Source organism: Mesorhizobium sp. P2_E7, from assembly GCF_056403855.1.
The window spans coordinates 53,790-76,847 of record NZ_JBFUER010000011.1; the positions used below are offsets into that span (position 1 = coordinate 53,790).

23 protein-coding genes are annotated in these 23,058 nt (G+C 63.9%); 15 read left to right on the forward strand and 8 right to left on the reverse strand.

Annotated features, from left to right (window positions below; all coding sequences use genetic code 11):
- Positions 1 to 53: 53 nt before the first annotated feature.
- The 3 genes from AC1DYC_RS30230 to AC1DYC_RS30240 form a co-directional block, all read right to left on the reverse strand.
- Entirely contained in the window at positions 54 to 458 is a 405-nt protein-coding gene (locus tag AC1DYC_RS30230) for a GFA family protein (RefSeq protein ID WP_477411336.1), read from the reverse strand.
- Between the two features lie 202 nt (positions 459 to 660).
- Complete coding sequence (locus AC1DYC_RS30235; RefSeq protein ID WP_477411337.1) at positions 661 to 1,614, reverse strand: cation diffusion facilitator family transporter; 954 nt, start codon at positions 1,612 to 1,614, stop codon at positions 661 to 663.
- A 118-nt stretch (positions 1,615 to 1,732) separates the two neighbouring features.
- On the reverse strand, positions 1,733 to 2,542 hold the full coding sequence (locus AC1DYC_RS30240) for a transglutaminase-like domain-containing protein (RefSeq protein WP_477411338.1): 810 nt from the start codon (positions 2,540 to 2,542) through the stop codon (positions 1,733 to 1,735).
- A gap of 215 nt (positions 2,543 to 2,757) precedes the next feature.
- Between AC1DYC_RS30240 and AC1DYC_RS30245 the strand changes: the two genes are divergently transcribed.
- The gene (locus AC1DYC_RS30245) at positions 2,758 to 2,883 is read left to right on the forward strand and encodes a hypothetical protein (RefSeq protein WP_112559036.1); all 126 of its coding nucleotides are present in this window, start codon (positions 2,758 to 2,760) and stop codon (positions 2,881 to 2,883) included.
- Positions 2,884 to 3,080: 197 nt separating this feature from the next.
- The gene (gene sugE, locus AC1DYC_RS30250; protein WP_181059856.1) at positions 3,081 to 3,395 is read left to right on the forward strand and encodes a quaternary ammonium compound efflux SMR transporter SugE; all 315 of its coding nucleotides are present in this window, start codon (positions 3,081 to 3,083) and stop codon (positions 3,393 to 3,395) included.
- An 80-nt stretch (positions 3,396 to 3,475) separates the two neighbouring features.
- Here the strand turns inward: sugE and AC1DYC_RS30255 are convergent, their stop codons facing one another.
- Positions 3,476 to 3,904, reverse strand: coding sequence for a DUF6481 family protein (locus tag AC1DYC_RS30255; RefSeq protein ID WP_112559037.1), 429 nt, complete (start codon positions 3,902 to 3,904; stop codon positions 3,476 to 3,478).
- Between the two features lie 243 nt (positions 3,905 to 4,147).
- Between AC1DYC_RS30255 and AC1DYC_RS30260 the strand changes: the two genes are divergently transcribed.
- The 7 genes from AC1DYC_RS30260 to AC1DYC_RS30290 all read left to right on the forward strand — a co-directional run bounded on the left by AC1DYC_RS30260 (position 4,148) and on the right by AC1DYC_RS30290 (position 11,915).
- Complete coding sequence (locus AC1DYC_RS30260) at positions 4,148 to 5,209, forward strand: LLM class flavin-dependent oxidoreductase (protein WP_477411339.1); 1,062 nt, start codon at positions 4,148 to 4,150, stop codon at positions 5,207 to 5,209.
- 113 nt (positions 5,210 to 5,322) lie between these two features.
- A complete protein-coding gene (locus tag AC1DYC_RS30265; RefSeq protein ID WP_477411393.1) occupies positions 5,323 to 6,495 on the forward strand; it encodes an AI-2E family transporter in 1,173 nt (390 codons plus the stop codon).
- Between the two features lie 69 nt (positions 6,496 to 6,564).
- Positions 6,565 to 7,392, forward strand: a complete 828-nt coding sequence (locus AC1DYC_RS30270) for an arylamine N-acetyltransferase family protein (RefSeq protein ID WP_477411340.1) — start codon at positions 6,565 to 6,567, stop codon at positions 7,390 to 7,392.
- Positions 7,393 to 7,397: 5 nt separating this feature from the next.
- Entirely contained in the window at positions 7,398 to 8,396 is a 999-nt protein-coding gene (locus AC1DYC_RS30275) for an LLM class flavin-dependent oxidoreductase (RefSeq protein WP_477411341.1), read from the forward strand.
- Positions 8,397 to 8,469: 73 nt separating this feature from the next.
- Entirely contained in the window at positions 8,470 to 9,282 is an 813-nt protein-coding gene (locus AC1DYC_RS30280) for an inositol monophosphatase family protein (protein ID WP_477411342.1), read from the forward strand.
- Between the two features lie 107 nt (positions 9,283 to 9,389).
- Positions 9,390 to 10,442 (forward strand): thioesterase domain-containing protein, encoded by a 1,053-nt coding sequence (locus tag AC1DYC_RS30285; RefSeq protein WP_477411343.1) that lies wholly within the window; start codon positions 9,390 to 9,392, stop codon positions 10,440 to 10,442.
- The gene (locus AC1DYC_RS30290; protein WP_477411344.1) at positions 10,443 to 11,915 is read left to right on the forward strand and encodes a class I adenylate-forming enzyme family protein; all 1,473 of its coding nucleotides are present in this window, start codon (positions 10,443 to 10,445) and stop codon (positions 11,913 to 11,915) included.
- A 16-nt stretch (positions 11,916 to 11,931) separates the two neighbouring features.
- On the opposite strand, the gene AC1DYC_RS30295 is transcribed toward AC1DYC_RS30290, so the two are convergent.
- The 3 genes from AC1DYC_RS30295 to AC1DYC_RS30305 all read right to left on the reverse strand — a co-directional run bounded on the left by AC1DYC_RS30295 (position 11,932) and on the right by AC1DYC_RS30305 (position 16,012).
- On the reverse strand, positions 11,932 to 12,879 hold the full coding sequence (locus AC1DYC_RS30295; protein WP_477411345.1) for a Bug family tripartite tricarboxylate transporter substrate binding protein: 948 nt from the start codon (positions 12,877 to 12,879) through the stop codon (positions 11,932 to 11,934).
- A 168-nt stretch (positions 12,880 to 13,047) separates the two neighbouring features.
- Positions 13,048 to 15,018: a tripartite tricarboxylate transporter permease gene (locus tag AC1DYC_RS30300; protein WP_477411346.1), complete on the reverse strand. Its 1,971-nt coding sequence runs from the start codon at positions 15,016 to 15,018 to the stop codon at positions 13,048 to 13,050.
- 7 nt (positions 15,019 to 15,025) lie between these two features.
- A complete protein-coding gene (locus tag AC1DYC_RS30305; RefSeq protein WP_477411347.1) occupies positions 15,026 to 16,012 on the reverse strand; it encodes a Bug family tripartite tricarboxylate transporter substrate binding protein in 987 nt (328 codons plus the stop codon).
- A gap of 297 nt (positions 16,013 to 16,309) precedes the next feature.
- On the opposite strand from AC1DYC_RS30305, the gene dnaK reads away from it, so the two are divergent.
- The 6 genes from dnaK (at position 16,310) to AC1DYC_RS30335 (ending at position 21,982) form a co-directional block, all read left to right on the forward strand.
- Positions 16,310 to 18,226 carry a molecular chaperone DnaK gene (dnaK, locus tag AC1DYC_RS30310; protein ID WP_477411348.1) on the forward strand — a complete coding sequence of 639 codons (1,917 nt, stop codon included), beginning with the start codon at positions 16,310 to 16,312 and terminating at the stop codon, positions 18,224 to 18,226.
- 221 nt (positions 18,227 to 18,447) lie between these two features.
- Positions 18,448 to 19,578, forward strand: coding sequence for a molecular chaperone DnaJ (dnaJ, locus tag AC1DYC_RS30315; RefSeq protein ID WP_477305035.1), 1,131 nt, complete (start codon positions 18,448 to 18,450; stop codon positions 19,576 to 19,578).
- Positions 19,579 to 19,717: 139 nt separating this feature from the next.
- Positions 19,718 to 20,323 (forward strand): phospholipid N-methyltransferase PmtA, encoded by a 606-nt coding sequence (pmtA, locus tag AC1DYC_RS30320; RefSeq protein ID WP_477411349.1) that lies wholly within the window; start codon positions 19,718 to 19,720, stop codon positions 20,321 to 20,323.
- A 55-nt stretch (positions 20,324 to 20,378) separates the two neighbouring features.
- A complete protein-coding gene (locus AC1DYC_RS30325; protein WP_477411350.1) occupies positions 20,379 to 20,969 on the forward strand; it encodes an NADPH-dependent FMN reductase in 591 nt (196 codons plus the stop codon).
- On the forward strand, positions 20,966 to 21,667 hold the full coding sequence (gene pyrF, locus AC1DYC_RS30330; protein WP_477411351.1) for an orotidine-5'-phosphate decarboxylase: 702 nt from the start codon (positions 20,966 to 20,968) through the stop codon (positions 21,665 to 21,667). The genes AC1DYC_RS30325 and pyrF overlap by 4 nt, the downstream gene beginning before the upstream one ends.
- A gap of 27 nt (positions 21,668 to 21,694) precedes the next feature.
- Positions 21,695 to 21,982, forward strand: a complete 288-nt coding sequence (locus tag AC1DYC_RS30335) for a DUF1330 domain-containing protein (protein ID WP_203277446.1) — start codon at positions 21,695 to 21,697, stop codon at positions 21,980 to 21,982.
- Here AC1DYC_RS30335 and AC1DYC_RS30340 read toward each other — a convergent pair.
- Entirely contained in the window at positions 21,979 to 23,037 is a 1,059-nt protein-coding gene (locus tag AC1DYC_RS30340) for a D-alanine--D-alanine ligase family protein (protein WP_477411352.1), read from the reverse strand. The genes AC1DYC_RS30335 and AC1DYC_RS30340 overlap by 4 nt on opposite strands.
- Between the last annotated feature and the right edge of the window lie 21 nt (positions 23,038 to 23,058).

Here is a 23,058-nt window from a genome sequence, read left to right on the forward strand (position 1 = left end):
TGAGCCTAGCACATCATCGTCGGGTTTGGGCCCGTTAAACCGGCAGGCAGGAGCTACTGCGCCTCCACGATGCTTACGCCCTCGAATTCCGGAAGCCAGTGGAGGGCCGAGCGGTGCCATTTCTGCTGGGTCGGAACCAGATCCTCGCGTTGCCGCGCGGTCCCCGCCCTGATCCCATAGACCTTCGGGCCGTCGCCAACCGACGTCGCGTAAAGATGCGAACCGCAGTCGCCGCAAAAGGCCTGGGCGCGCTTGGCGCCGCTCGATCCTGTCTTGATATAGACCTTCGGCATGCCCTTGGTGATCCGGTAGTGATCCTCAGGCGCGGGAACGGTGACCCGAAAGGCCGTGCCGGTCAGTTGCTGGCAGTCGGTGCAATGACAGATCGAGGTCTTTTCCGGGTCGACCTCTGCTTCATAAGTGATGGCGCCGCAATGGCACCCGCCGTCGATTTTCATGGTTGCTCCTCCGAAATCCGTCGCCTGATCTTAGCGGGACAAGGTGACCGGGCCAACGGCGGACTTCTGGTCCAGCGCTAGAGCGTTTCACCGTTTCACGGAAACGGCAAACCGCTCTATCCATTTGTTTTGACGCAATTCCCAAGGGAAAGCGCTACGCGCTTTTCCCGGGAAAACCGCTCACACTTTTCCTGGAATTGCTCTAATCCGACGCCGCTTCGACCGCCTTGCGCCGCCGTTCCCAGGTTCCCGTCGTCTGCGGTTTGACGAACAGCCTGGTGATCTCCGGCATTTCTATCTTGAAGAGCGTCTCCAGGCGTTCGACGCAGGCTTCGATCTCGGGCGCCGTCAGATGGTCCTCGAACTCGATGCTGAGGCCGGCGACGATCTCTTCTGGTCCCATGTGTACGGTGAGGACGCCGTTGGCCCGCTGCACCGCTGGGTCCTGCTGGGCAATGGCCAGCACCTTGGTTTGGACCTCCGGCGAGGCCGGCTCGCCGATGAGCAGGCCTTTGCTTTCGCGGGCGAGGAAAATGGCGGTGGCGCCGAGGATGATGGCGATACCGATGGAGGCGGCGCCATCGAGCTCGGGCATGTCGAGGACCTCGGCCGCCAGTATGCCGGCGAAGGCGACGACGAGGCCGAGAAGGGCGGCGCTGTCCTCGAACAGCACGGTGTAGACGCTCGGATCCTTGCTCGATTGCACGGCTTGCAGCCAGCCTTGCTTGCCCTTCTCACGGCGGAACTCCTTCAGCGCCACATACCAGGAGCTGCCCTCGAACAGCATCGAGAGGCCGAGAACGATGTAGTTGATCTTGGGATTGGCGACCGGCTCGGGCGCCATGATGTGGACGACGCCTTCATAGAACGACACGCCGGCGCCGAGCGCGAAGACCAGCAGCGCGACGATGAAACTCCAGAAATACAGCTCGCGGCCATGGCCCAGCGGATGCGTGCGGTCCGGCGGGCGGGCGGCGCGGTGCATGCCGTAGAGCAGCAGGCCGCCATTGCCGGTGTCGACCAGCGAGTGCACGCCTTCCGACAGCATGGCCGAACTGCCGGTGAAGAAGGCGGCGACGAATTTGGTCAGCGCAATGGCGAGATTGCCGGCGAGCGCCGCGTAGATGACCGTCTTCGACCCGCCATGCGCTGCCATGCTGTCCCTCCAAGGCACCCAATGTAACGGCCCTGCGACCGAAGCTCCACGGGCATCACAACGCGCCAGACGCCCGGTCGTTCAGGTTTTTGAAGGCAAGCTGGCGGAAAAGACGCCCTTATTCGATGATCTCGTCGGTCCATACCTTGAAGCCGGCCAGCGTGCCCGGTCCGAAAATATGGGTCAACGGCACGTCGGCGGCATCGCGGCCGGAGGCGATCAGAATGCGGCCGATGCGCGGGGAATTGTTGCGCGGATCGAAGACATGCCAGCGGCCGCCGAGATAGACCTCCATCCAGGCGGCAAAATCCATGCTCGCCCAGGGTTTGGGCAGGCCGATGTCGCTGATGTAGCCGGTGCAGTAGCGCGTTGGGATGTTGAGTGCACGGCAGAAGGTGACGGCGAGGTGGGCAAAGTCGCGGCAGACGCCGCTTTGCTCGCGATAGGCTTCGGCCGCCGTGCGCGTCGGCCGCGCGTTGCCGTAGCTGAAGACGATGTGGTTGTGGACGAAGTCGCAGACTGCCTGGACGCGGGCAATGCCGAGCGGTGTGTTGCCGAACAGCCGCCAGGCTTCGCTGGCCAGGAGATCGCTCTCGCAAAAGCGGCTGGGCAAGAGGAACAGCAGCGTGTCCGAAGGCAGGTCACGCACTTCGTGCTGCCAGGCCATCAGGTCGCCCATCTCGAAGGTGCCGGGGTCGCGGATCACGGAATCGGTGCCGAAGGTGAAGCGGCCGGGCGGGGCATTGAACCGGTTGCACCAATTGCCGAAACTGTCGCGGTAGCTCTGGATCGGCACGGCCGGATTGGAGGTCAGGAAATCCGGCCGCTCGAGATCGGATGCCCTGGAGTAGTGGACGTTGAGCATCGCGATCAGCGGCGTTTCCTGCGGAAAGTCGAAGCTCATCTCGCAGCCGATGTGGATTCGCATCTGTGTCCTGACCGGCCTGCCTGATCATCGCCCGGCAGGAAGCGCGGCCTGATGCTGCAGTGCGAAGGCAACCATGGCACGGACCGGCATGGTTTACGAGCAAATTAGAAAGCGGTTGAAAGCGGCCTGCTGGCGCCGGCGACAGGCGCCAGCCCCCTTGCAGTCCGGCGTTTCTCTTGTTTCACTTGGCGTCCCAGCAATTGGAGGACCGAATCATGGCTAAAGGTGCGATGAAGGCGGGCAAGGAAGCCCGCAAGCCGAAGAAGGACGCTAAGAAGCCTGCCGCGGCTCCGGCGCTCAAGGCGCCGCCCGTCAAGGCTATAAGGCTCAAGGACAAGTAAGCCTGCCCCGGGGCCGTTGATATCCGGCAATCCGTTTCGGCGCAGATCCAGACACCGGCGGCATGGACAATGCTGCCGGTGTTTTGTTGATCGGGCAAGCGAAGCCGCTTATATCGAGGCGGCGAGGACGACCTCGCGCCTTCCCCGAAAAACCGGCCGGGACGACCCGCCATCCTCATGGAATGGAGTGCATCCCGATGTCGTGGATTTTTCTGTTTTTCGCCGGCCTGTTCGAGATCGGCTGGGCGATCGGCCTCAAATACACCGATGGCTTCTCAAAGCCACTGCCGACGGTGCTCACCGTCGCCTCGATGATCGTCAGCCTCGGCCTGCTCGGTCTGGCGCTGAAGACGCTGCCGGTCGGCACCGCCTACGCTGTGTGGACCGGCATCGGCACGGTTGGTACCGCACTGCTCGGAATCTGGCTGCTGGGCGAGCCGGCGACCGCGATCCGGCTCGGCTGCATCGCGCTCATCGTCTGCGGCATTATGGGGCTGAAGCTCGCCGCCTAAGCAAAGCAAGCAAATCGGCGCACAAATACGTTCAGGGCCGCTGGAAGGCGACCCTGATGTCCGACCGTTCGATCGAAGCGTTAGCGGGCGGAGAAGCCCGGAGGCGTCCGGCCGGTGCGCTGCTTGCGCGCCGCATAGCGTGCGTCGCGCTTGGCCTTGCGTTCGGCTTCGTCGGCCAGCAAACGGGCAATGCGCTCGTTCTCTTCGGCTTCCTTGATCTTCGCTTCAGCCTGCGCTGCCTCTTCGGCCGCAATACGCGCCGCTTCGGCTGCTGCCTCGCGCTCGGCCTTCTCGACCGCTTCGCGTGCCAGCTTTTCCTGCTTCAGCCTGGCCTTTTCGGCCTCGCGCTTCTCACGCGCCTCAAGGATCGCCTTGCGTTCGGCCTGTCTGGCCAGCACTGCAGGATCATCTGCCGCCGGCTTTGACTTGAAGCGCTCCAGAAGCGCCTTCTTTGCCTCGTTCGCGGCATTGCGCCGCTCGAAAATGTCTTTTTCCCTGTAGATAGCCAAGTCCACTTCCCTGAAGTCAATTCGCGACGCTTACATACGCGCGAAAACCGAGAGTTCAAGCGCCAAAACGGTATGCCAGCCATGAAATTCTATGCTGTTGCAGCCGGGAGACGCGCTTTTGCCGACCAAAGCCGACAGAAGCTGGCCGAAACCGACATGCACTGTTCACCATCCGCCCCTCTGGCGGCGAGGCGGTTCGGTCGCTACCTCTAGCCGCAAAACCCAACCATTGGATGACAGATCATGGAACTCGGTCTCTATACTTTTGCCGATGTCAGCCCGGAGCCTGGCCCAGGTGCTGTCGGCCCGCACGAGCGGCTGCGCAACCTGATCGAAGAGATAGAGCTGGCCGACCAGGTCGGCCTCGATGTCTTTGGTCTCGGCGAACATCACCGCCCCGACTATGCCGCATCCGCACCGGTGGTCGCGCTGGCCGCCGCCGCCGAACGCACCAAGCGCATCAAGCTGACCAGCGCGGTCACCGTTTTGTCCTCGGACGATCCGGTGCGCGTCTTCCAGCAGTTCGCAACGCTCGATCTGTTGTCGAGCGGCCGCGCCGAGATCATGGCCGGGCGCGGCTCGTTCATCGAGTCCTTCCCGCTGTTCGGCTACAATCTCGAAGACTATGACGAGCTGTTCGCCGAAAAGCTCGACCTGCTGCTGGCCATTCGCGACAGCGTGAAAGTCACATGGTCCGGCAATCTGCGCGCGGCGATCAACGACCGCGGCGTCTACCCCCGCCCCTTTCAGGAGAAGCTGCCGATCTGGATCGCCATTGGCGGAACGCCGCAGTCGGCTGCGCGCGCCGGCGTGCTCGGCCTGCCGCTGGCGCTGGCCATCATCGGCGGCGAGCCGGCGCGCTTCGCGCCGCTGTTCGACATTTATCGCGAGGCTGCCAAGCGGGCCGGCACCGACCCCACGGGGCTTGCCACCAGCATCAATGTGCACGGCTTCATCGCCGAGACCACCGAACAGGCCGCTGACGATTTCTACGGACCGCAAGCCGAAGTGATGAACCGCATCGGCCGCGAGCGCGGCTGGGGGCCGACCTCGCGGGCGCATTTCGACCAGTCGCGCGGTCCGAACGGCGCGCTGTTCGTCGGCAATCCTGAAGCTGTGGCGGAAAAGATCGTCGCCCAGCACAAGATCTTCAACAACGACCGCTTCCTGCTGCAGATGGCGATCGGCACCATGCCGCACGCCAAGATCATGAAGGCGATCGAACTCTACGGCACCAAGGTGGCACCGATCGTGCGCAAGGAAACGGCGAAGGCCGTACCGGCGGTGACGGCCCCCGCCGCCTGAAACCTCGCAGGCACGCATTTGGCGGCCTGCGGGCTAGCTGGAACCTTGAAGCCGACTGGACGTTTCCGTCGACGGGCAGCCCCAATTGCTTTGCTGCCCGTGAGGGGAGCATGATGAAAGCCGAACAAACAGCTTCGGGCGCAGGCGCTGCCGAAAGCCCCGATCCGCGCCTGGCTGCCCGTGCGGACACGCATCTGATGCGTTCGCTGCTTATCGGCATTTTTATCCTGATGGCCATCTACGCGCTCTATTTCGCCCGCGCCTTCTTCATGCCGGTCATCCTCGCCTTCCTGCTTACGCTGACCCTGACGCCGATCGTGCGCTTCCTGCGCAAGCGCGGCGTGCCCGAGGTGGTGTCGGCAACGCTGCTGGTGGTGCTGTCTGTCTGTATCTTTGCCACTGCCGGCTATCTGCTCAGCGGTCCGGTCATCGACCTCATCAACAACACCTCCTCGATCGGCCAGCAGTTGAGCGAGCGGATGGCGCAGTTCCGCCGTCCCTTCGAAAGGATGATGCAGATCGCGCATCAGCTGGAAGGGCTGACCGAAACCTCGCAGGAACCCGACGTCCAGAAGGTTACGGTGGCGCAGTCCGGCATGCTGTCGTCGGCCGCGGACAACATCCTTTCGGCCGGCACCTCGATCACCATCATCTTCGTTTTGTCGCTGTTCCTGCTGGCATCCGGCACGATGTTTTACGAAAAGATCATCCAGTCCTTCACCAGGCTCAGCGAAAAGAAGCGGGCGCTGCGTGTCGTCTACGACGTCGAGCGCGAAATCTCGCACTATCTGCTCACCGTCGCCGTCATCAATGCCGGCCTCGGCACGGTGATCGGCCTCGGCCTGTGGGGGCTTGGCATGCCCAACCCACTGGTCTGGGGAGCGATGGCGGCGCTGCTCAATTTCCTGCCCTATGTCGGCGCGCTGATGACCATCGTGTTGGTCAGCATCATAGCGCTGATCAGCTTCGATTCGATCTCCTACGCGCTGCTGGCGCCGGCCTTCGTGCTTTTGTGCGACATCGTCGAGGGCCAGTTCGTGACGCCGATGGTGGTCGGCCGGCGCCTCGAGATCAACGCCGTGGCGATCTTCATCGCCATCGCCTTCTGGTCCTGGCTGTGGGGTTTCGTCGGCGCGCTGATGGCGGTGCCGCTGTTGGTCGTCGTCAAGGTGTTCTGCGATCACTTCGAGGGCCTCAGCCATGTCGGCAACTTCCTCGCCGCGCAGCAGACGGCAATCGTGGTGGAAGACGAAGCTGCCGAGGAAGGCGACAAGGCCGCGGCATAACCGGCGGGCCTATTTGCGGCCCCCGCATCGGATGCCTATATCCGGCCGGTCAATGCCCGGTGCCTTCCCATGAACGATGCTTCCTTCGATCTCGACGCCTATTTCGCCCGCATCGGTTATGCCGGCTCGCGGGACGCGTCGCTGGATACGTTGAAGGCATTGCACCGGCAGCATCCGCAGGCGATCCCCTTCGAAAACATGGATCCCTTGCTGGGCATTGCGGTGAAGCTCGATCTCGCTTCGCTGCAAGACAAGATCTTTACTCGCCGCCGCGGCGGCTACTGCTTCGAACACAATCTGATCCTCATGCATGCGCTGAAGACGCTGGGATTTGAGGTCAGCGGCCTCGCGGCGCGGGTTCTGAGGGGTCAGCCGGAGGACGCCATCACCGCGCGCAGCCACATGCTGTTGCGGATCGAACTCGACGGCCGAACCTACATAGCCGATGTCGGCTTCGGTGGCCTCACGATGACAGCACCCTTGTTGCTCGAGCCAGGTCTCGAGCAACAGACCCCGCACGAAACGTTCCGCATCATCGAGACTTCAGATCATTTCCGGGTGCAGGCCAATGTCGGCGGCGACTGGCCGACACTCTATCGCTTCGACATGCAGCCGGCCTATGAAGTCGATTATGCGGTCGCCAATTACTTCGTCTCGACCCATCCGACCTCGCATTTCCTGTCGTCCGTCGTTGCGGCGCGCGCCTTGCCAGACCGGCGCTATGCGCTGCGCAACGCCAGGCTTTCGACCTATCATGTCGGCGGCCGCAGCGAGCAGCGCGAGATCGCGACAGCGGCGGAATTCGCCGACATTCTGGAAAGCCAGCTCGACATCATCATCCCCGACCGTGCCGCCTTCGAAACCAAGGTCCGGCAGCTGAACATCGTAAAGGCTTGAGGCCCATGACCGCTCTTTCCGTACTTGACCTGTCGCCGATCGTCGAAGGCAGCAACGCCTCGCAATCGCTGGCCAATTCGCTCGACCTTGCCCGCCATGCCGAGCGGCTGGGCTACAAGCGCTACTGGCTGGCCGAGCACCACAACATGCCCGGCATCGCCAGTGCGGCGACCGCCGTCGTCATCGCCCATGTCGCCGGCGGCACCAAGACGATCCGCGTCGGCGCCGGCGGCATCATGCTGCCCAACCATGCACCGCTGGTGATCGCCGAGCAGTTCGGCACGCTGGCGGCACTGCACCCCGGCCGCATCGATCTCGGCCTTGGCCGGGCGCCCGGCACCGACATGGGCACGGCGCGTGCGCTGCGCCGCAACCTCGAAGCGTCAGACAATTTCCCCCAGGATGTCGTCGAGCTTATGGGTTATTTCCAGCCGGCCGAAGAGGGCCAGCGCATCCATGCTGTGCCCGGCGAAGGCCAGAAAGTGCCGGTCTGGATTCTCGGCTCAAGCCTGTACGGCGCGCAGCTCGCCGCCATGCTTGGCCTGCCCTATGCCTTCGCTTCGCATTTCGCGCCGGCCGAGCTCGACCATGCGCTGGAGATCTACCGCTCGCGCTTCCAGCCGTCCGAACAGCTGGACAAACCCTACGTCATGCTCGGTCTCAACGTCTTTGCCGCACCGACCGACGCCGAGGCAAAACTGCTGTTCACCTCGCTGCAGCAGGCCTTCGTCAATCTGCGCACCGGGCGGCCGGGCCGCTTGCCGCCGCCGGTCGAGGGCTATGACCAGACGTTGGAGCCTATGGCGAAGACGATGCTTGGCCAGGCGCTGTCCTGCGCCGTCGTCGGTTCGCCCGAAACCGTCCGGCAAGGGATCGACGCCTTCGTGCGCCGCACCGGCGCCGACGAGCTGATGGTGACGGCGCAGATTTTCGACCATGCAGCACGCGTGCGCTCGTTCGAGATCCTGGCCGAGGCGCATAAATCGCTGTCGCAAGCCGCCTGAGGAGTTCGTCAGGCTTTTGCCTGACATAGGCGTCTGCTAAAGGCAGACGCCTTCCTCAGCCGAGAGCCGTGCCGTGACCCATGATCTCAACCAGCGCATGCATTTCGCCATCGACCTGGCGCGCCGCGCCGGCGAACTCGGGCTGAAATATTTTCGCGATCTCGAAAACCTGACCATCGAGTGCAAGGGCCATCAGGACCTGGTTTCCGATGGCGACCGCGAGGTGGAACTGTTCATTCGCGCGGCAATCGCCGCCGCCTATCCGCAGGATGGCATTGTCGGCGAGGAACATGAAGCGGTTGCCGGATCGACGGGCCATGTCTGGGTGATCGATCCGATCGACGGTACGGCGAATTTCGTGCGCGGTATTCCCGCCTGGTGCGTGGTCATCGCCTGCGCCAAAGATGGCGAGGCGGTCGTCGGCGTCATCCACGAGCCCTCGACCGGCGAGACTTTTCACGGCCGTCGCGGCGGAGGCGCCTTCGTCAATGGCAGGCCGATCAAGGCCAGCATCGGTGCCGGTCTCGGCGAAGGATCTGTCGGGACCGGGCTGTCGAACCGTGCCGAGACCAGGCATGTCGCGGTGCTCGTCGGCCTGATCATGGCAGAAGGCGGCGTCTTCTTCCGCAATGCATCGGGCGCGCTGATGCTGGCCTATGCGGCCTCCGGCCGGCTGCTCGGCTATGTCGAGGAACACATGAACGCCTGGGATTGCCTGGCCGGCATGCTGCTGGTGGAAGAGGCCGGCGGCACGGTGCTGAAGCCGGACCCCAGGACGGTGCTTGCCCACGGCACGCAGGTGATTGCCGGCGGTATCAATGTCTTTCCCAAGCTGCAGGCGCTATGCGCGAAGGCCTTCGGACCGGCGCCTGCCGGTACTGCGTAGGGCCAGGCTACTTGTTCAACGCATAGGCTGTGGGTTAAAAGCGGACAGGCATTCAGGGGATGCTTTGTTGCCGACAACGGCAATTCCATCGGTTCAAGGGCTTGCCGATGAACATGCATAACACCATCCGGCCAGGCCAAACCGCACTGGGCAGCGGGCCTGCACAGGCGATTGCCGGCATCTTTGCGCAAGAATTGCAGCTGGCCTCGGTCGGCCTCGACGACAATTTCTTCGATCTGGGCGGCGATTCGCTGGCCGCAGAAACCCTCGTCCTGGCGGTGCAGAGCCGGTTCGGCGTGAAACTGCAGACCTCGGTGCTGCTGGAAGCGCCGACACCGCGCGAATTCGGCAGACTGATCGCATTGCAATTGCCCGAGCACCCGGCGCGGCGGCTGGCGGTGCAGGTTTCCGGCAGCCACGGCCAGGAGCCGATCGCCATGATCCATGGCATTTCCGGTTCGGCGCTGTTCGCCAACCGTTTCGGCAAGGCGCTGAAGCAGCGCTATTCCATCATTGCCGTGCGCGGCATGGGCCTCGAGCCCGGCGAGACGCTGTATGAAAGCGTCGAGGAAATCAGCGCCAACTATTTCGACGGCCTAAGCTCGGCCACCGGCCAGCACCCGCGCGTTGTCGGCGGCATCTGCCTCGGCGGGCTGCTGGCGATCGAAGTCGGGCGGCTGACCTTCGAGGCAACCGGCGAGCGGCCAGCTTTGCTTCTGATCGATCCGCCACCGCTGGGTTCGGCCTGGCTGAAGCCGATGGCCGACAACCGCATGACCGCGCAAAGGCGGCGCCAGATCACCCGCAAGGTCGCCTACTGGCGGGCGCTGCGCGGTGGTCTTGCGGCGATCGGGCTTGGGCAATCCAGGCTCGGGCGCCATACCAGGCAGAAAGCCTTCAAGAGCATGCTGGTGCGCGCTGCCGCGGGTTTTTCACCGTCTTCCTACCCTTGCGACATACTGGTCGTCGCCAGCTCGGAATGGAGCGCCACCACGGTCGAGCAGTATAAGAGCTGGGCGAGCGAGAACACGCGGGTCGAAACGATCGTCATGCCGGGAACGCATGACAAGTTCCGCGCCGCGAACATGGACGCGATCGACGCCGCCATCATCGCTTTCCTCGACGCCAGGCGCGCGCCGGCCGGAATGCCGGTCCGCTAGATGGGTTTTGGCCGCGACGTACTGGCTGCCTTCGCCGGCCATGGCGACCGCGTGGCAATGGTCAGCGGCCGCGACCAGATCACCTATGCGCAAGCCCTGACCCAGATCGACCACCTCGCTGGCAATTTCAGCGCGCTCGGCATTCGCTCCGGCGATCGCGTCGGCCTGGCCATGATCGGCAACATCGACGTGGTGCTGTCGATCCTCGCCTGCTGGAAGCTCGGCGCCACGGTTTCGATTGCCGACTTTCGTGCGCCGCGCAGCCAACGAGCGCAGTTTGCGCGCGACTTCGTGCTGACGCTGATCCTCGAAAGCCGCAGCCCACCCGGGGACGATGTCTATCCGGGCGTGCTTTTCCAGGACGACTGGAAGCACACCGCGCCGGCGCCCTATGCCGGCGAGGTCGGCGGCGACAGCAATCCGTCGTTCCTGATGTTCTCGTCCGGCACCACCGGCGATCCAAAAGGCTATCTGCAGTCGCATGAGGCGCTTGCCGGACGCGTGACGTCGCACCGGCGTGGGTTGAATGGGACGGTGATGCGCCTGCTGACGCCGATGATGATGTCCTATTCGGCGACGCGCCATCAGGTGTTCAGCTATCTGCGCTATGGCGGGACGATCAACTTCTTTCCGCCGCTGTTCACGCCCTCGGAGCTGATCGAGGGTCTGCTGTCGTTCCAGGCCAGCGGATCAGCATTGCCGCCGCCGGTGATTACGCGGCTGGTGCGCGAAGTGGGCGAGCGCTCGACCCGGCTGCTGCCGGACCTGGCGGTGCTTTTCAGCATCGGCGGCCCGGCGACCGTCGAGGACAAGCTGGCGGCCTACCGCAATCTTTCGCCGGGCTATCGCATCAACTATGCGTCGAGCCTGACGGGAGGCATCACCACGCTGTCGGGTGCCGACGTGCTGGCCAAGCCTAGCACCGCCGGGCGTCCGTTTGCCGATGTGCGTGTCGAAATTCTCGATGCGGATGGGCGCGTGCTTGGCAAGGGCGAGAGCGGCCTGATCAAGGCCTGGACGTCGACCATGGTTTCGGCGGTGGTGTCGGCCGGCAACAAGCCGTTCGTCGACCCCAAAGTGATGGGCGCCGGCTGGGGCATTCCCGGCGACATCGGCTTCCTCGACGACGACGGCTTCCTGACCATTGTCGACCGCGAGGCCGACATGATCGTGCGCGGCGGTGTCAATGTCGCGCCGCAGGAACTGGAGAAGCTCATCCGCGCCCATCCCAAGGTCAGGGATGTCGCGGTCGCCGGCTTCCCCGATGCGATGATGGGCCAGGAGATCGCTGCGTTCATCGTCGCCGACCAAGGCAGCGTGGCCGAGTTCGAGGCCTTTCTGCGCGCCAACATCTCGCCCGACCGGCGGCCGCGCGAGGTCAGGCTGGTGAGCTCTCTGCCCTACAGCGACAATGGCAAGCTGCTGCGCCGCAGCCTTGTCGAAACGCTGTCGCCGGCTGCCGCCAAACCGTAGGCTTTACGTCAAAAGCTTACTTCAGGAGATTTCTGGCAGCCTCGAAGACCGCCGGATCCGCCTTGAGCTCCTGCGCCACCTGCGCCGCTATCTCCTCGCCCGGCGTGATGTCGACGGTGATGCCACCCATTTTGACGGCATCAGCCAGGAAATCCGGATCCTTGCTCATGTCGACATAGGCTTTGCGCAGCGCGTCGAGCGTGTCGTGCGGAATGCCGGGCGGCGCCATCAACGGCAAATAGAAGCCGCGCGAGAATTCGATGAACTGGGCCGCCTGGCGCGTCAGCGGATCCTTTATCTGGTCGGAGAAACGCGGAAGCGTCGGCGCGGCCGCGACGGTGCCTGGACCGATCGTGCCGAGGATGGTGAACTGGTCGAGCTTGTCGGCGATGCCGTAGTAGGGCAGCGCGCAGAGGCCGGCGACCTCGCCGCGCTGGCTGGCGACGAGGATATCGGCCGATCCCTCAAAGCCGGTCACGATGCCGAATTTGGCGTTGAGGCCGTTCTTCACCAGTGCCGCGGCGATGTAGCTCAGGCTGTTCTTGCCGGATGCGCCGAGCAGGAACTCCTGGGCCAGGAATTTTTCCACCGTGTCGATGCCGGACGCCTTGCTGGTGACGCACAGGCAAGGTTCGGACGACAGCGCCCCGATCCATTGCATGGTGAGCGGATCGAAATTGGCGTTGGCCGGATCGAATGTCGGCGCGAACGGCATGGCTTCGCTGACCGAGGCGATGACGCTGCCGTCGGCGGGCTCACTGCCCAGCATCATCTTGGTCAGCTTGAGACTGCCGCCGCCGGGGACGTTCTGGACGACGATATCAGGATGGCCAGGCAGGAAGCGGCCAAGATGCCTGGCGATGAGACGCGACGACAGGTCGTAGTTGCCGCCCGCGCCATAGCCGACCTTGATGGTGATCGTCTTGAACTCTACGGCGTGCGCTGCCGTCAAGGCAGCGAGCATCAAGACCAAGCCAACCAGAAAAACGCGCGGCAGCCGCGCAACCGTCGGACAGTTCATGTCGTACCCCAAGCGATCCCGCCAATATCATAGCGGCGGTGAAAGCGATGGGAAGCGCTGCCGCGAAATAAGGCTCGCAGCTTCGCCACCTGTATGAGCGGCGGCTGTTCCTCAGAAAGCCTTGACTAGACCGGCCAGCCACGGCGTCGGCCAGGGCTGCGACGCCAGGAGATCGAACACCGCATAGATGCAAAGCGTCGTGCCCGCGGCGACAGCCAGCGCCATCTTCGGCGACCGCGATCCGAGCATCCAGATGCCGCCGGCGACAAAGACGAAGCTGGCGGTGAGGTGACCGGCCAGCAGGACCAGGAAGGCGAGCGCCAGGCAAAGGCCAAGCACGGTGAGATTGCCGTTTATCGCCGGCCCATCGGAAGGCTGCCATTCGCCGGCCGGCGTCATATCGGCTCCGTCGGCAGGGGCTGGCTTTCGCCAGCGCAGCACGGTCTGGACGGTGGTCAGCAAGGAAAACAGTGCCAGAAGGCCGGCGGTGATGGCCGGGAAGATGGCGGCTTCGAAGGGAAAGTCGAGCAGAGCGGTGACCAGAGCCGCCAAACCGAGCAGCGTCAAGGCACCGCCGGCGGCGATATCGGGCAGCGCCGGTGGCAGGGCGCCCGCATTGCCGCGGGCCTTGATCCAGGACACGGTCTGCCTGACCACGCCGGCAATGGCCAGTCCAAGCAGGATCAGCACCAGTGGCTGTTTCAGCCAGGCCCAGCCGGAAATCTGGTAGGCGAGGAAGAAATAGTTTTCGAGGCTGGGGCCGAGCACGAAGCCGAGCGAAAAGGCCGAGCGCGGCCAGTTGAGTTCCTTCATTCCCATGCCGACCGCGCCGACCAGCATCACCAGCAGGAAATCGAAGGCGCTCATATTGGTCTGGTAGGCACCGACGACGATAAAGGTGACCACCAGCGGCACCAGGATCGCCGCCGACACTTGCGCGATACGGGCCAGCTGCCTGGTCAACAGCAGGCAGGTGACGGCGCCGACGATGTTGGCGACGGCGATCGACAGCACCATCGAAACGGTGATCGCCGCGTTCTTGCCGAGCATGTCGGGGCCGGGGACAAGGCCGTGGATGACAAAGGCGCCGAGCAGGATGCTCATCGAAGCCGAGCCCGGCACGCCGAAGGCGATGGTGGGGATGAGCGAGCCGCCCTCCTTGGCGTTGTTGGCGCTTTCCGGCGCGATGACGCCGCGCACATTGCCCTGGCCGAATTTCGGCCCCGGACCCGGCCGGCGCGAGGCATGGCCATAGGCGATCCAGTCCAGCACGGCGATGCCGATGCCGGGCACGGCGCCGAGCAGCGAGCCGATGGCGCTGCAGCGCAGCACCAGCGGCCATTCGCGCAGCGTGTCCCTGATGCCTTGCCACATGCCGGCATAGGTCGGCCGCTCGGCGTTGCCCTGGATGGAGCCGCGCAACAGCAGCGAGGCGAGTTCGGGCAGGCCGAAGAGGCCGAGGAAGACCAGCGAGATCGGCAAGCCATCCCAGAGGTAAATCTGGCCAAAACTCCAGCGCTCGATGCCGGCAATGCTGTCGATGCCTATGAAAGAGGCGAGCATGCCGAGCATCGCCGCCGCCAGACCCTTCAAGGGCTGGCTGCCGGCGAGGATAGCGACGATGGAGAGGCCGAAGGCGCAGATGGCGAAGAAATCCGGCGTCTTGAGGTAGAGCACCAGCGGCCGCATGACCGGAATTGCCGCCGCCAGCACCAGCGCGCCGAACACGCCGCCGATCATCGAGGCCGAATAGGAGGCGCCGAAAGCACGCGCCGCTTCGCCCTTCTTGGCCATGGCATGGCCGTCAAGCACGGTCGCCGCGGCACCGACCGAGCCCGGAACGCCAAACAGGATCGCCGGAATGGTGTCCGATGTGGTGGTGACCGAACCCATGCCGAGCAGCAGCGCGAAGGCGGCGTAGGGGTCCATATTGTAGGTCATCGGGATCAGCAGGGCCATCGCGAACAGGCCGCCAATGCCCGGCACGACGCCGACGACGAGGCCGGCGAACACGCCGGTGACCAGCATGAGCATGCGAAATGGCTGCGCCATCTCGGCGATGGCGGTAAGGATCAAATCCACTGGAGGCCTATTTCACGAGTTCCCGGGCGGCCGCGAAGACCGCAGGTGTGGCTTTCAACTGTCGGGCGACCAGCTCGCTGATCGCCTCGCCGGACGTCGGCTTGATGGCCAGGTCGCCAAGCTTGGTGGCGTCGGCGAGAAAATCCGGGTCCGCGGCCATCTCCGCATAGGCCTTGCGGAGCGCGTCGACGGTCTCTTTCGGCGTTCCCGGCGGGGCAACCAGCGGATGGTGGATGTGCAAAGCCGATTCGATCAGGTCGGCGGCCTGGCGTGCCGTCGGATCGACGATGCTTTCGGTGAGGCGCGGCACGCTGCCGCCCTGTCCGAACATGCCGATGATGTTGATCGCAGCGCGATCGCTCCTGAGCAGCGAGCTCGAGACCCCGCACATGCCGGCGATTTCGCCGCGCTGCATGGCCAGCTCGATATCGGCGGTCCCCTCAAAGCCGGTGACGATCTTGTAGCTGGCCTTCATGCCGTTTTTGGCAAGGGCGGCGAAAATGTAGGTCGTGCTGTTCTTGCCCGTCGATCCGATCAGGAAATCCGACTGCAGGAACTTTTCCATCGTGTCGATGCCGGAGCGCTTGGTGGTCAGGCAATAGGCCGGATCGTCGACCAGCGAACCGATCCACTGCAAGGCGAGCGGGTCGAAGGTTGCGTTTTCGGGATCGAGGATCGGGGCGTAGAACATCGCTTCGCTGATCGAGGCGATGACGCTTCCGTCGGCCGGTTCGCTGCCGACAAGCATCTTGGTGAGCTTGAGGCTGCCGCCACCCGGCACATTCTGCACGATGATGTTGGGCTGTCCGGGCAGGAACCGGCCGAGATGACGGGCAATCAGCCTCGAAGTCTGGTCATAGCCGCCGCCCGCGCCATAGCCGACCTTGATGGTGATTGTCTGGAATTCGACCGCCTGGGCCGGCGGGCAAGTGACCCATGAGAGGCTGGCAACGGCAAAAAGGGCGAGCAATCGCCCAAAAATCCAACGCATCATCAATTCCCCAAACGTTATGGCACTATAGCTGCGGCAAAAACGATGAGAAGCGGCCTTTTCGTCCACAATGCTGTCCACTTGACCGCTTCCGCCCCGACGGAGGGGCGATTTGGCGCCAGAAGACGCATAGTGGACGCCATGCGCAGAATGCTTGCGCCCGATGCCGCCTGTTCTTATATACGCGCCAGCCCTGCGGCGGCGGAACACCGGTCGCCAAACGGGATTTCTTGTGAACAGGGGCTTTCGTCGGAACGCCTTACGGGTCCTGAGAGCCTGCTTAGCGGAGAGACTAGAAAAATGGCAAAAGTAATCGGTATCGATCTCGGCACCACCAACTCCTGTATCGCCATCATGGATGGCAAGGAACCCAAGGTGATCGAGAATGCGGAAGGCGCGCGCACGACGCCTTCCATCGTCGCCATCAGCGGCGACGGCGAACGTCTCGTCGGCCAGCCGGCCAAGCGCCAGGCGGTCACCAATCCTGAAAACACCATCTTCGCGGTCAAGCGCCTGATCGGCCGCCGCTATGACGACCCGGTGACGGAGAAGGACAAGAAGCTTGTCCCCTACAAGATCGTCAAGGGCGACAATGGCGATGCCTGGGTCGAGGCCGGCGGCAAGAAGCAGTCGCCCTCGCAGATCTCGGCCATGATCCTGCAGAAGATGAAGGAAACGGCGGAAGCCTATCTCGGCGAGAAGGTCGAGAAGGCGGTCATCACCGTTCCGGCCTATTTCAACGACGCCCAGCGCCAGGCCACCAAGGACGCCGGCAAGATCGCCGGCCTCGAAGTGCTGCGCATCATCAACGAGCCGACGGCAGCCGCGCTCGCCTACGGCCTCGACAAGAAGGATGGCAAGACCATTGCCGTCTATGACCTTGGCGGCGGCACGTTCGACATTTCGGTGCTCGAGATCGGCGACGGCGTGTTCGAGGTGAAGTCGACCAATGGCGACACCTTCCTCGGCGGCGAAGACTTCGACATGCGCTTGGTCGAGTATCTGGCGGCCGAGTTCAAGAAGGAACAGGGCATCGACCTGAAGAACGACAAGCTGGCCCTGCAGCGCCTCAAGGAGGCTGCGGAAAAGGCCAAGATCGAGCTGTCGTCGACGACGCAGACCGAAATCAACCTGCCCTTCATCACCGCCGACGCGACCGGCCCGAAGCACCTGACGCTGAAGCTGACTCGCGCCAAGTTCGAGCAGCTGGTCGACGACCTCGTCCAGCGCACGATCGAGCCCTGCAAGGCGGCGCTCAAGGATGCCGGGCTGAAGGCCGGCGAGATCGACGAAGTGGTTCTGGTCGGCGGCATGACCCGCATGCCCAAGATCCAGGAGATCGTGAAGCAGTTCTTCGGCAAGGAGCCGCACAAGGGTGTCAACCCGGATGAGGTCGTCGCACTCGGCGCCGCCATCCAGGCCGGCGTGCTGCAGGGCGACGTCAAGGACGTGCTGCTGCTCGACGTGACGCCGCTGTCGCTCGGCATCGAGACGCTGGGTGGCGTGTTCACCCGCCTGATCGAACGCAACACGACCATCCCGACCAAGAAGAGCCAGGTGTTCTCGACCGCTGAGGATTCGCAGTCGGCCGTGACCATCAGGGTCTTCCAGGGCGAGCGTGAAATGGCGGCCGACAACAAGGCGCTCGGCCAGTTCGACCTGGTCGGCATCCCGCCGGCGCCGCGCGGCGTGCCGCAGATCGAGGTCACTTTCGACATCGACGCCAACGGCATCGTTAACGTGTCGGCCAAGGACAAGGGCACCGGCAAGGAGCACCAGATCCGCATCCAGGCCTCGGGTGGTCTTTCGGACGCCGACATCGAAAAGATGGTCAAGGACGCCGAAGCCAATGCCGAGACCGACAAGCAGCGGCGTGCGCTGGTCGAGGCCCGCAACCAGGCCGAGGCGCTGGTGCATTCGTCCGAGAAGTCGCTGAAGGAATATGGCGACAAGGTCTCGGAAACCGAGCGCACGGCGATATCGGATGCGATCGCGGCGCTGAAGACTGCGGCCGAGGGCGACGACGCTGCCGATATCGAGGTCAAGTCGCAGACCCTTGCAGAAGCTTCGATGAAGCTCGGCCAGGCGATGTACGAGGCCTCGCAGAAGGAAGCGGCGGAAGCCGACGCCAAGGCGGACGCCGCCAAGGATAGCGACGTGGTCGACGCCGATTTCGAAGAAATCGACGAAGACGACGACAAGAAGAAGTCGGCCTGAACCGGTTGACGGCAAGATAATGCAGAAAGCCCGGCGCAAAGCCGGGCTTTTTTGCAACCCTCGCTGAAAAAGTGCGGGTACTGCCGAAAAAGTCGCCGAAAAACACAAACAAGTCCGAGCCAGCCCTAGCATCCGGGCAGCACCGCTCCTAAATCGAGACGACGTGCCGGCAAACGACGCAACATGCATCAAGACGTTGAGCATCCGGACTGCGGGAAAAAATGAAAGCTGATTTCTACGAAACGCTGGGCGTGCAAAAGGGCGCCGACGACAAGGAGCTCAAGAGCGCTTTCCGCAAGCTCGCCATGCAGTTCCATCCCGACCGCAACCCCGGCGATCACTCCTGCGAGCACAAGTTCAAGGAAATCAACGAAGCCTACGAGACGCTGAAGGACCCGCAGAAGCGCGCGGCCTACGATCGTTTCGGTCATGCCGCCTTCGAGCAGGGCGGCATGAATGGCGGCGCGCAAGGCTTTGGCGCCGGCGGCTTCGCCGATATCTTCGAAGACATTTTCGGCGACATGATGGGCGGGCGCCAGCGCCGCTCTTCCGGCGGCCGCGAGCGCGGCGCCGACCTGCGCTACAATATGGAAATCACGCTGGAAGAGGCGTTTGCCGGAAAAACCGCGCAGATCCGCGTGCCGGCCTCGATCTCATGCACGGAATGCTCAGGCAGCGGCGCCAAGCCCGGCACCCAGCCGGTGACCTGCTCGATGTGCCACGGCCATGGCAAGGTGCGGGCGACACAGGGCTTCTTCTCGATCGAGCGCACCTGCCCGCAATGCCAGGGCCGCGGCCAGACGATCAAGGACCCGTGCCCGAAATGCGCCGGCCAGGGCCGCGTCACCGAAGAACGCTCGCTGTCGGTCAACATCCCGGCCGGCATCGAGGACGGAACCCGCATCCGGCTTGCCAATGAGGGCGAGGCCGGCTTGCGCGGCGGCCCGTCGGGCGACCTCTATATTTTCCTGGCGGTCAAACCGCACGAATTCTTCCAGCGCGACGGCGCCGACCTCTACTGCAAGGTGCCGATCTCGATGACGACGGCTGCCCTTGGCGGCTCCTTCGAGGTGACGACGCTGGACGGCAGCCAGACCAAGGTGAAAGTGACCGAAGGCACGCAGAACGGCCGCCAGTTCCGCCTCAAGGGCAAGGGCATGCCCGTGCTGCGCCAGCCCAATGTCGGCGACCTCTACATCCAGACCGCGGTCGAAACACCGCAGAACCTGACGCGGCGCCAGAGGGAGTTGTTGGAAGAGTTCGAGCAGCTGTCGTCAAAAGACAATTCGCCCCAGTCGAGCGGCTTTTTCGCCCGCATGAAGGACTTTTTCGAGTCATTCGGCGAGCATTGATTGTCTCGTATGCAGCCGGCGCAGGTGAACGCGCCCAGGCGCTTCCCGAACGTCATCAACATCTTATGCCAGATCGCGCCTTGCCTTGGACCTGTTAGCTGCTAAGTAGCGTGCAGGGGGGCGGTTGAGGAGAACTTGCATGGCACGTGGTCCGGGATTGAGGAAGGCGCTGGCGGAAAAGTTCGACGACGAGCTCAAATTCTTCAAAGGCTGGATCGACAAGCCGAAGGCCGTCGGCTCGATCGTGCCGACAAGTTCCATCACCGCGCGCAAGATGGCCTCCATCGTCAATCCGAAGTCCGGCCTGCCGGTGCTCGAGGTCGGCCCCGGCACAGGCGTCATCACCCGCGCCATCCTCGCCCAGGGCGTTCGGCCTGAAAACCTCTACGCGGTCGAATACAACACCGATTTCGTGCGGCATCTCCGCCAGCTCTATCCCGGCGTCAACGTCATCGAGGGCGATGCCTTCAATCTCAACGCCACGCTTGGCGAGAAGAGCGGGATGGTCTTCGATTCCGTCGTCTCCGGCGTGCCGCTGCTCAATTTCCCTGTGGCACAGCGCATCGCCTATATCGAAAGCCTGCTCGACCGCATCCCGGTGGGACGGCCGATCGTGCAGCTGACCTACGGGCCGCTGTCGCCGATCCCGCCCGGCCGCGGCGACTACACGGTCAAGCATTTCGACTTCATCTTCCGCAACATCCCGCCGACGCAGCTGTGGATTTATCGCCGCGAAGCGCACTAGGGCGCGTTGATTTGACTGGCCCTTGGCTGTACCTGTCCCGGAACAAGGGTGGCCAATGGCAGTGATCCCGAAAATCCTCGTCTTTGCCGGGTCGCTGCGCAGCGGCGCCTTCAGCGGCAGGACCGCCGATGTTGCGCAGAAGGAGCTGGCCATGCAGGGCGCCGAGGTGACCCGCATTTCGCTGGCCGACTATCCGCTGCCGATCCTGGACGAAGATCTCGAAAAGGAAAAAGGCGTTCCCGACAATGCCGTGAAGCTCGGCCGGCTGATCGCCGCCCATGACGGGCTGTTGATTGCGACGCCCGAATACAACGGCTCGATCCCGCCGCTGCTCAAGAACACGATCGACTGGGTAAGCCGGGTGCGCACGGATAGCGGCCGCACGTTCAGGCCGTTTGCCGGCAAGGTCGCTGGCCTGTGCTCGTCTTCCAACGGACATTTCGCCGGGATACGCTGCATCAACCATCTGCGCGCCGTGCTGGTACGCTGCCAGGCGGAAGTGGTGACGCCGGAATGCTCGGTAGCCGATGGCGCCAGCGCCTTCGACGCCGACGGCAATTTCAGGGATGAGAGACTGAACAAATCGATGGAGCACCTATGCCGCACGCTGATCGAAACCTCGCATATGCTGTCGACCCGGGCATGATCCACGCGACCACAATGCGGGACCGGCTGATCGTCGGCCTCGACGTGCCGACTGTCAGGGAAGCCGAGCAGGCGGTGCGCGAACTGGAGGGCGTCGTCTCCTTCTACAAGATCGGCTATCAGCTGGCCTTCGCCGGCGGGCTCGACTTCGCCAGGGAGCTGGCCAGCGGCGGGACCAAGATCTTCCTCGACATGAAGCTGCTCGACATCGACCACACGGTGGCCAAGGGCGTCGAGAACATCGTGCGCATGGGCATGACCATGCTCACCATCCACGCCTATCCCAAGGCGATGAGGGCAGCGGTTGAGGCGGCCGAGGGCAGCGATCTCTGCCTGCTGGCGGTCAGCGTGCTGACCTCGATGGACGAACAGGACGTGATCGACGCCGGCTATGAGTACGATCCGCATACGCTGGTACTGAGGCGCGCCGAACAGGCGCTGCATGCCGGCATGGGCGGCATCGTCTGCTCGGCCGAAGAGGCGGAAGCGGTGCGCCGCATCGTCGGGCCTGATCTGGCGGTGGTGACGCCCGGCATCCGGCCCAAGGGCAGCGACCATGGTGACCAGAAGCGCGTGGTGACGCCCGGCCAGGCGATCCGCAATGGCGCCAGCCACCTTGTTGTGGGCCGCCCTATCGTCGCTGCAAGCGACAGGCGTGCAGCGGCGGAGGCCATACTGGAAGAGATGCGCGCCGCCTGACATTTTTCGAACCAGGAGAAGAGAACAATGCCAAAGGGATACTGGATCGCCCGCGTCGATGTGCGCGATGCTGAAGGCTACAAGGACTATGTCGCGGCGTCGAAGCTCGCCTTCGAGCGCTTCGGCGCCAAATTCCTGGCGCGCGGCGGCGAGCACGAAAAGGCCGAGGGCCAAGGCCGCGCCCGCAACGTCATCATCGAATTCGAATCGCTCAGCGTGGCGCATGATTGCTATCACTCGCCGGAATACCAGCGCGCCGTCGCCATCCGCCAGAAGGTGGCCGACGGCGAGATCGTGCTGGTCGAGGGGGTCTAGCGCTTGAACCGGTTAGTGGCGGTCTCGGCCATCGCATCGGTTAGTGTCATGCCCCATTGCTGCCGGCAATAGGCGCGGAAATCGAAGCAGGGCAGGCCGGGGCAGACCTCGAATTCGATGAGGTGGACGTGATCGTCGGCCTCGACCCTGAAATCGATGGAAAACACGTCGCGCAGTCCAAGCCCGCTGACCAGCCGTTCGGCCATGCGGCGGATGGTTGCCGCGGCTGCCGGCTGGGCGTCGGCGACCGCCTCCAGCACCGGCTCGCTGTAGAGCCCGGCCGCCTTGGCGGCCTCGCCGGTGTCGCCGTAAAGCGCCATCGAGTCGGCCATAGTCTGGAAATCGCCACCGGAGTCGACGAAAACGATGCCGAGCGCTTCCGCGCCGGTGTCCGGCTCGAGGCCTAGAAAACTGGCGCGCACATTGCGGCCGGCGACATAGGGCTGGACGACGACATCGTCGCGGTAGGCGGCGTAGACGCGCCGGCTAAGTTCCAGCGCGTGCTGCAGCTCGTGGCAGCGCGAATCCGGCCAGATGCCGACCTTGGAGCCGAGCCGGTTCGGCTTGACGAACCAGCCGGCGGCTGATGGCGGCGGCTCGGCCAGCCAGCGGCCGTCGCGGGCGAGGCCGGCCTGCGGCACTGGCAGGCCGAGCGCGCCGAGCACGGCGCCGGAACGGAACTTGTCCTGGCAGAGCGCGAACAGCGCATCGTCGGCGCCGATGGTTTTGAGCCCACTCAGCCTGGCGAGCGCCGGTGCCGCCGCACCACGGAAATAGGCGATGCCGTCGGTCAGCGTCCAGACCAAGGTCGTTTCAGGATCGGCTTTCGCCAGCGTTGCTGCCGCATCGTCGAGTTCGACCGGCAGGAAGGCGAGGCTGCGTCGCTCGCAAGCGGCGGCAAGTCCATCGAATTCGGGGGCAAGATCGGTCGATTGCGCCAAATAGGACGAGATTTCGAGCGCACGTTCGGCCGGAAACCCGTCGGCGACCAGCCGGTCGAAACAGGCCTTTTCCGGCTCATGGACGAGGATCAGGGTCGGCGTTTTTTGCGGCATCGGATGGACGGCTCTCGGCAA